Annotated in this window: 5 protein-coding genes and 3 pseudogenes; 6 read left to right on the plus strand and 2 right to left on the minus strand. The window is 51.7% G+C overall.

The window, feature by feature from the left end; all coding sequences use genetic code 11:
* Positions 1-456 precede the first annotated feature (456 nt).
* From ACIOZM_RS30645 to ACIOZM_RS30655, 3 genes and pseudogenes are all read left to right on the plus strand, one after another.
* A pseudogene (locus tag ACIOZM_RS30645) lies at positions 457-588 on the plus strand (transposase); the annotation flags it as partial.
* Between the two features lie 319 nt (positions 589-907).
* Positions 908-1,672 (plus strand): hypothetical protein, encoded by a 765-nt coding sequence (locus ACIOZM_RS30650; protein WP_401221199.1) that lies wholly within the window; start codon positions 908-910, stop codon positions 1,670-1,672.
* A 23-nt stretch (positions 1,673-1,695) separates the two neighbouring features.
* A complete protein-coding gene (locus tag ACIOZM_RS30655; protein WP_401221202.1) occupies positions 1,696-3,732 on the plus strand; it encodes a hypothetical protein in 2,037 nt (678 codons plus the stop codon).
* A 241-nt stretch (positions 3,733-3,973) separates the two neighbouring features.
* On the opposite strand, the pseudogene ACIOZM_RS30660 reads toward ACIOZM_RS30655, so the two are convergent.
* Positions 3,974-5,304, minus strand: a pseudogene (locus tag ACIOZM_RS30660) (IS3 family transposase).
* A gap of 403 nt (positions 5,305-5,707) precedes the next feature.
* Between ACIOZM_RS30660 and ACIOZM_RS30665 the strand changes: the two are divergent.
* The 3 genes and pseudogenes from ACIOZM_RS30665 to tnpC all read left to right on the plus strand — a co-directional run bounded on the left by ACIOZM_RS30665 (position 5,708) and on the right by tnpC (position 7,635).
* On the plus strand, positions 5,708-5,857 hold the full coding sequence (locus ACIOZM_RS30665) for a hypothetical protein (protein ID WP_401221205.1): 150 nt from the start codon (positions 5,708-5,710) through the stop codon (positions 5,855-5,857).
* The gene (tnpB, locus tag ACIOZM_RS30670; RefSeq protein ID WP_401221208.1) at positions 5,854-6,039 is read left to right on the plus strand and encodes an IS66 family insertion sequence element accessory protein TnpB; all 186 of its coding nucleotides are present in this window, start codon (positions 5,854-5,856) and stop codon (positions 6,037-6,039) included. The genes ACIOZM_RS30665 and tnpB overlap by 4 nt, the downstream gene beginning before the upstream one ends.
* A 59-nt stretch (positions 6,040-6,098) precedes the next feature.
* Positions 6,099-7,635 (plus strand): annotated as a pseudogene (gene tnpC, locus ACIOZM_RS30675) (IS66 family transposase).
* Positions 7,636-7,774: 139 nt separating this feature from the next.
* On the opposite strand, the gene ACIOZM_RS30680 reads toward tnpC, so the two are convergent.
* The gene (locus ACIOZM_RS30680; RefSeq protein WP_401221211.1) at positions 7,775-7,984 is read right to left on the minus strand and encodes a hypothetical protein; all 210 of its coding nucleotides are present in this window, start codon (positions 7,982-7,984) and stop codon (positions 7,775-7,777) included.
* Positions 7,985-8,124 lie beyond the last annotated feature (140 nt).

Raw genomic sequence — 8,124 nt, forward strand, 5'->3', positions numbered from 1 at the left:
GATGGCGACCCGCTCCTCAGTGCTGAGATGTGTGTACTTCGTTGGCATGGCAACACCTTACATCAGGTGTTGCACTTGGTCCTTGAGACCGCCGAGCCCCGTTGTGCGAGAAATAATTAATACTCCTAATTATATGCGTACTCGGCCGCACGTCTGCAATATGGAGTCTGAATTCATACTTAAAGCTGACACACATGGAGCCTGCTCAGTACGACATGATCTTGGGGGACAAATTGTCTGAAAAAGTAGCGAGCCATTGACGTTTGGAATTATCGTGATTAGAGTTTAATTATACAGCATGCTCCACCCAAGAAATCCGCAGTACATATACAGGTGCTTCTGCTTTGGCACGACTAGGAGCTAGCAGTATGCTTTTGTGCTCATTGTGTATGACCTAAGCCTACAAAGCCGAGCATACAACAATACTCTTTAGTTATGGAACAATTAATGGCAACCCAGGTGCGCGCCAAGGTCGAGCACCCGTTACGGGTGATCAAGCGCCAGTTCGGTTATGTGAAGACGCACTTGCGTGCTCTGACCAACAACACAATACAGCTGGTGACACTGCTTATGCTGTCTAATCTGTAGATGGTCCACCGACACTTACTGAGCAATGCAGGAGAGGGGCGCATTTAACAGGAGAATAGCCGGCGCGAGGTGCTCGCACCGGATAAAAAGTCAGGCACGGGTGAATGATCTAAGCGGTTCGGATCGATTCGCCACTTCAAAATCGGCGGTGACCGAAGTCAGCCAGAAACACATGGCTGCTTCAGACCATCCCTTACCATGTGCGAGGTCTATCATGAAAAACCTTCTACGATTGGTCGTCATTTTTTTTGCATTGCTTGGGGTGGGCTCTTGGGCGCATGCAACAAGTTACTTGTGGCGAGACTGGAATGGAACGCAAATGACCATCACCGCTGACGGCAACGTCGCATGCCTTTCGAGTGACGGAAGAAGTTGCGCATGGGGACAGCCCTCATTAAGCGCTTCCCAAACAATAACCCCTCTGGTTTGCGGCGCCATGCATAACAGTATCTATGGAGTAAGCGGCTATACGTCCAACCATTGGTGCTCGCAAGTATATGCGCAATTTTACGCCCGATGGAATGATGGCACGATTGCCGATGCGGACACTCTCTACTCTATTTCACCAACTGGAGATATCATGTGTTTCTCCAGCGATGGTAAATTCTGCGCCTGGGGAAATCGCAATCCAACAAACACCCAGAAGTCGACGGTCCAGCCGCTGATATGTGGCGAAATGCATAAAACACTTTACGAGTCGACTGGTTATACTGGCGATCAGTGGTGCAAAAGACTATACGATAAAGTTGCTTATAAACTCCCAACCTTCTCACCAAACGCAACAGAGAACTATACAGCAACCCAAGACACCAAAACAACCATAGAAATACCAAATGTCTATCTACCAACAAACTTGTATACGATGAATGCAAAAATCATCATCAACAATAGAAAGCCTATCTATTGCATTGTTAACAACCAGAGTTCAACAACCACCACAAGACCGGCCACACTCAGTATAACCTGTCCAATCCCAGACATTGAGAAGAATGTATTGTATGGCAAGGTGGTCATTGAATACGCGCCTGGCCAACAACTTTTTGGCTACAGGGGAAACATACGACTTGATCCGGCTTACAACTAACCTTTACTACGACGGAGAAAATCATGAGACTTCTTCACTTGATTATGATGTTTCTGGCATCGGCTCTGATTTCAGCGTATGGTGGCGAGCCTGAACCGAATAAAATATCGACCCACGGAGGAATACAACCTCAAGAACAGACCACGTCATCGAGAGCAATAATGCCTCCGGAAGTGGCGGGGGGCGGTATTCCGATCCGCATTCTTGGAAGCTCTAGGCCAGAGGAAATATGCATTACACAAAATCCATATTCTTCCGCCGTTCGGACCACCGGCAATTTCAACGGAGGGCATAACGCAAAAAATGTCCTTCGACATATTACTGTTGGGAGTCAATATAGGATTTACGTAGGGTGCCAACCAAGAGAGGAGTTATGCTCTGTCGATGCATCCAGGGCGCAGGGCACCCTCACGGCAGGGATGCCCCCAGTCGATATTACATGCGTGTCAAAAGATGAAATAACCGGCACTGCCAACATCAAACGCAACCACGTATGGGCTTTGAACGCAACACATAATCAAAAAGGCTTCCCTCTTCTCTCATCTCTCGATTTGAACAACCCGCTCCCTGCAAATTACGTTACGCCTGCACCTGCTTGGACGAAGCCTGCGATGACAACAGAATGGGCCGGAGGTGGCACCCGTCCCACAACGACCCGAGACTACACACTGATAGACCGAACCGTTGGTTCTATAAATCCATATGAATCAGGCGTTGACACGTCGGTATACTTTAGTGGCTGGGCCTTTTTCCGAAAGTTCATTGCATTTGGCGGCGAAAGCAACAAAGGAAGTCATGTCGTTGCCCCTCATCCGGACTGGGTTCGAGCGGCACACTCAAATGGCGTACCCATTTATGGCACGGTTTTTATTGCAAATGACAATGCATTTTCCGACTTGACCGATTCATTAATCGGATCCGACTATAGTTGCGCCTCATGGGACAACGACTGCACGATAACTGCCCCCACAATAGACAAGCTTGCCGCATTGGCGAGAACACTCCATATTGATGGATGGCTTCTGAATATTGAGGCGGGCACCGATGTCTTTGCATCAAACTCAAGTGCCCGATCCCGTCTTATTCAAAATCTCATCAAATACAAGTTCACAAAAATCAGTGACGTTGATTTTGTGGTGTATTCAAACGTAGCAATCCCTGGTACATTTTCGGACGGTCAAATTACTGACTTAGGAAAATGGGATTCAGGCGCAAATGGGATGGCTGTCGATGATGCAACAGGGTTTCCAATTACGGAAGCTGCAAGGCGGCTAAACTTTGATCGCACTTATGTTTTGTACCTCAATGAGCCAATATTTCGCAATACGCCTATTGGAAATGAGCAACCACTTCCATGGAGGGGAGTGTCTGCAAGGCAAGCTGTATGCACCGACCTCCTGAATGGCGGTAGTTCAACATTTATTGCTCACACTGATCTGAAATACCCTTCCAGCAAGACGCGGGCGCAGGCTGTATGTGCGGGAGACACTAATGCGCCAACCGTGACAAGGACGTTAGTCGTCAAGGTGCCCCCTGGAGTGAATGTCGATGTAAAAACAGGCAACTACGACTCTTCGGCTGGAACGTTTACTGGAACGCCAACAAGAATCCTCTTTTGCAACGGTGTGACCCCACAGGGCTCATCGGAAATCCTGTACTACAGCACTTGTTACGTTGAGCTTCCCAGCAGTGGTGGTACATATGTGCTTGACTTCACTGGCGACAATTGGATGTTTGAGTCATCGTTAAAACCATCTGGTTTTGGCACATACAATATTGCCTCTTACAGGATTGCGGCAAGACCAACACTATGGAATCGCTTTGGCCGTGTGGCTACAAGCTTTGCGGCTGGGGCCGACTATGATGTCTCCACTCAATTCACTCGAGCTGCGAATAATGCTACAGACAGTTGCTGGTCATACCAGAATGGCTCGAGATGCGCGATCTATGATCCTGGACTCAACTCAACGTGGACTTCACCATTTTTGGGGTATGGATCGGTCGCTCAGACGCGCAATCTAGGTGTATTCATTCCTGCAAAGACGTTGTATAGCGATTAGCATAAAAATAACTTTATCTTTTAAAGCTGTTTGTAAACAAGCAGCTTTTATTACTTCCCATGCATGCATTCGGGCACCATATCTTGCGTGATTAAACCGGCTGCCAGTTATGAGACAGCAACTGCTGCATTTTCATTGGTCCTTACGACGTAAGCGTCCGGCGAAGTCACCTACCCTATCTCAGCTATAAGGGCGATGGTGTCCACTTAAAATGATCTGACCCCGAAATGTTGGACGCCTTCTATGCCCGCCCTGCTTGAGTCCTGTATTCCACAGGGCTCAGGCCGTTTAGTTTCAGCCTGATTCGCGAATGATTGTAGTAGTGTATGTATTCCCCAAGCCCCGCTTCAAGCGATCGAGATTGTTGAATTTGTTCAGGTAAAAGAACTCGAATTTCAACGTACCAAAAAAGCTTTCCATAGCCGCATTGTCATAGCAATTTCCTTTGCGGGACATGCTCGGCTTTACTGCGTGATCGTTCAGCTCGCGCCGGTAAAGATTGGTTTATCGTGCGGCCGCAGCCGCTCAAAAGCTTGTCGTAGCATCGCACCGACCATGTCGAACAGCGGGCGCCTGGCGGTCTTGAAGGCGATGATTTCGCCGTTGTAGAGGTCAAGTATTAGTGAGAGGTAAAGCTTCTGCCCGCAGACCCGAAACTCCGTCACATCGGTTACCCATTTCTGATTCGGTCGTTTGGCATCGAACTTCCGCTTCAGCAGGTTCGGCGCTACCTGCCCCTCTTCGCCTCTATAGGCGCGGTATTTCTTTATCCGCACGCGGCTTTTCAACTGAAGCTCACCCATGAGGGGCTGAACAGTCTTGTGGTTCACGAGGTGGCCCGCTCGCCGAACGGCAGTAGTGATACGGCGATAGCCATATCGGCCCTTGTGCTCGTCGTAAAATTGAGCAAATTCTGGTCTTCAGTACCGCGTATTTATCAACGGCTTGCTGCACCTTTTGTTGAGAGTAAAACGTGCTACGGGCCAAGCCCGCCAGTTTCAGAAGGCCTTCCAGAGAGTGCTGTTGCCTCAGTTCAATCACGATTAGCGCTATTTCCACTGCGCTGCTCGTTCCTTCGCTTGAACCAAGGCATCGAGCTTTTTTAAATAAGCATTTTCCATCCGTAACTGGTTCAATTCGGCCAGCAAATCATCACGTGTACGAGCTTCGTCGTCCGAAGATTCAAGCTGAATGGACGGGATTGGTTTTGTCATTTTTACGTGAAATCCGCTTCCTGGCTGCCGGGACAAGGCATCCAAACCGCCGTCATCATACCGTCGCTCCCATTCGCCAATGATGTCGGATCTCCGGATATCAAACAGTGAGGCGACTTGGCGATAGGACAGATCTTCCGCCCGCATGCGCTGCAATACACTCAGTTTGAATTCAGGGCGGTAGTTCTTCTTTCTCTTGCTTTTGAGACCTGCGGCACCAAGCGCCTGATAGGCCGCGATCCACTTTCGAAGCGATGAAGCATCGACCCCATGACGATGCGCGACCTCTCTGTGGTGCGCTCCCCGAGCAGTAATCTTCAACAACCGACAATTTCGTCTGCTCTGTGTACTTCTTCATGACATCCCCCGATGTTGATGTCCAACTTTCCGGGGTCAGATCAAAATACGTGGACACCATCACCCTTATTGTCAGGATTACCATGCGCCAACGAACCTCTTATCCCAAACCCTTCAAAGCCCAGGTCTTCCAGGAATGCCTGGACGACCTGGCGTGTCGATGGCCAGCGTAGCCTTGCGCCACGGCATTAACGCCAACCTCGTCGAAAGTGGATACCTGCTTATCGTGATCGTCAGGCGCCAGCGTTGCCCGCTTTCGTTCCGATGAAACTAGAGTCCCGAATTCAGCCCCTTCAGCAAATGTCCGTCAGCATCGAGATTCCTTTTGGGCCGCAGAAACTCACCGTGAAGTGGCCATCCTCAGATCCTGATGGGTGCGCCCGTTTTATCCGCGAGCCTGCCCAGTGATCCGCATCGACGCCATCTGGCTTGCCACCGAGCCCATGGATATGCGCGCCGGCACCGAGACCGCGTTGGCCAGAGGATCGCTGTATTCGGTGCGGCGAAGCCGCACTGTGCTTATCTCTTTGCCAATCGCCGCGCTAACCGAATGAAAGTCCTGGTTCATGACGGAGTGGGTATTTGGCTTGCAGCGCGACGACGAAACCAAGGCAAATTTCACTGGCCCGGCATCCGCCACGGATCGGAAGTCGAACTCGATAACGAGCAACAAGTATTGGTACTCGGTTTGCCTTGGCAGCGGGTCGGCGCGAGCGGCTCGATCACAGTGCTCTAGCACCTGCCATTAGCCTTCAGTTTATCGCCGCTGAATGCCTGCTCTGGCACAATAACGGCATGACTTCCTTGCCCAGTCTCGACCAGATGACACCGGAACAGCTGCGCGCCTTGGCCGAACAGGCCATGCAGTTGCTGTCCCAGGTCAACTCGATGGGTCAGAAGATCCACCGTCTCGAAACGGTCAACGAGCACTCGCTCATGAGATCGCCATCCTCAAACGGCACAAGTTTGCCAAGCGCAGCGAACAGTTAATCAGCCCGGATCAGACCAGCCTGCTGGATGACCTCATCGATGCTGACATCGAGGCCGAGCTGGAGGCGCTGCAAGCCACTCCCGTGTCGACCGAGACCAAGCAGAAGCCTAAGCGTAGCGCGTTACCGGCGCAGTTCCCGCGCACGCTGATCCACCACGAACCGGATAATACGCAGTGCACCTGCGGCTGCGCCCTCAAGCGCATCGTCAAGGATGTCAGCGAAAAACTCGACTACACACCGGGCATGTTCAGCGTCGAACGTCATATCCGTGGCAAGTGGGTTTGTGATCAATGCGAGACCTTGATCCAAGCACCGGTACCGGCACAGATCATCGACAAAGGCATCCCGACCGCCGGCATGCTGGCCCAGAATGGTCGCCAAGTACGGTGATCATTTGCCGCTGTATCGTCAGGAAATGATCTTTGGCCGGGCCGGCTTGGCCATTCCTCGCTCAACCCGGGCGCAGTGGGTCGGTACCTGCGGAGTGCCGTTGCAACCGCTGGTCGATGCCCTGCCCGAGGCAATACTTGAGCATGACATGGTGCACGCGGACGAAACCCCGGTGCCGGTGCTCATGCCAGGGGCGAAGAAAACCCATCGTGCCTATGTCTGGGCTTACGCCACCAGCGCGTTTGCCGACATCAAAGCGGTTGTGTACGACTTCAGCCCCAGCCGCGCGGGCGAAAATGCTCGGCGCTTCTTGCAAGACTGGAAGGGCAAGTTGGTATGTAACGATTTCGGTGGTTATAAAGCCTCGTTTTCGCTCGGTGTGACCGAAGTCGGCTGCATGGCTCACGCCCGACGCAAGTTTTTCGACCTACACGCCACCAACAAAAGCCAACTGACTGAACAAGCCTTGCGCTACATCCAGCTGCTCTACGAAATAGAGCAAGACGTCCACGACCTGGAGCCAGATTTGCGCCGCCGAATACGGCAAGAAAAAGCCGTACCGGTAATGGATGCATTGGCATGCCTGAATGATCGTCCAGCGCGAACGCGTGCACGACGGGGTGGCTATCGCCAAGGCCTTCGACTACAGCCTGAAGCGTTGCGCGGCACTGTCTCGCTACTTCGATGACGGAGCGGTCCCCATCGACATCAACCACGCAGAGCAGCAAATCAGACCTTGGGCGCTGGGACGAAAAAATTGGCTCTACGCCGGATCGGTGCGCAGCGGCCAACGTGCGGCGGCATTGATGAGTCTGATCCAATCGGCCAAGCTCAACGGCCATGATCCGTACGCCTATTTGAAGGACGTGTTTACGCGGCTGCCAACGCAACGGTCGAGCGAGATCGCGCAGCTCTTGCCACATAGTTGGATGCCGTTACGCAACCTGTAATCCCCACGCGCTTACGAACCGCAAGCCCCCCCCAGTTAGGCGGGTTGTGGGGCAGACGAATCAGAGCTATGTGCATTCTCAGACGACAAATGTGACTGGTAGCAATAACAGGCACGCGGACACCAACGGCATTACACGCTCATTTGATGTTGACCCGACCTGAACAAACCGCTTGCAGCGCCATCTCCCGTCGTCGAGATGTCTTCACCATTTTTGGCCATCGCCTCCTGAAGGTTTCGGCTTTGAGGCGTTCCTCGGCGTACATCTTCTTGAGACGACAGCTTTCCTCTTCAAACTCACGCAATCGAGCCATCCGTGATGCATTCATGCCGCCGAACTTGACGAACAACGTCGCCCATCAGGCGGTGTTGTTCGGGTTGTCGAGTCTGTAAATATTGTAGTGGTCTAATTTCCCCGGACACCTCGATAAGTGGAAAATGCATCTATCGAGGAGTTTTTCATGACCAACAAACGCAGGACATTCGACGA

Origin of the sequence: Pseudomonas sp. NPDC087346 (assembly GCF_044744235.1) — a bacterium.
Lineage (GTDB): Bacteria > Pseudomonadota > Gammaproteobacteria > Pseudomonadales > Pseudomonadaceae > Aquipseudomonas.

Excerpts from the sequence above, each read along its gene's own strand:
- ACIOZM_RS30650 (WP_401221199.1), top strand. The coding sequence starts at position 908 with ATGACCATCACCGCTGACGGCAACGTCGCATGCCTTTCGAGTGACGGA.
- ACIOZM_RS30655 (WP_401221202.1), top strand. The coding sequence starts at position 1,696 with ATGAGACTTCTTCACTTGATTATGATGTTTCTGGCATCGGCTCTGATT.
- tnpB (WP_401221208.1), top strand. The coding sequence starts at position 5,854 with ATGAAAGTCCTGGTTCATGACGGAGTGGGTATTTGGCTTGCAGCGCGA.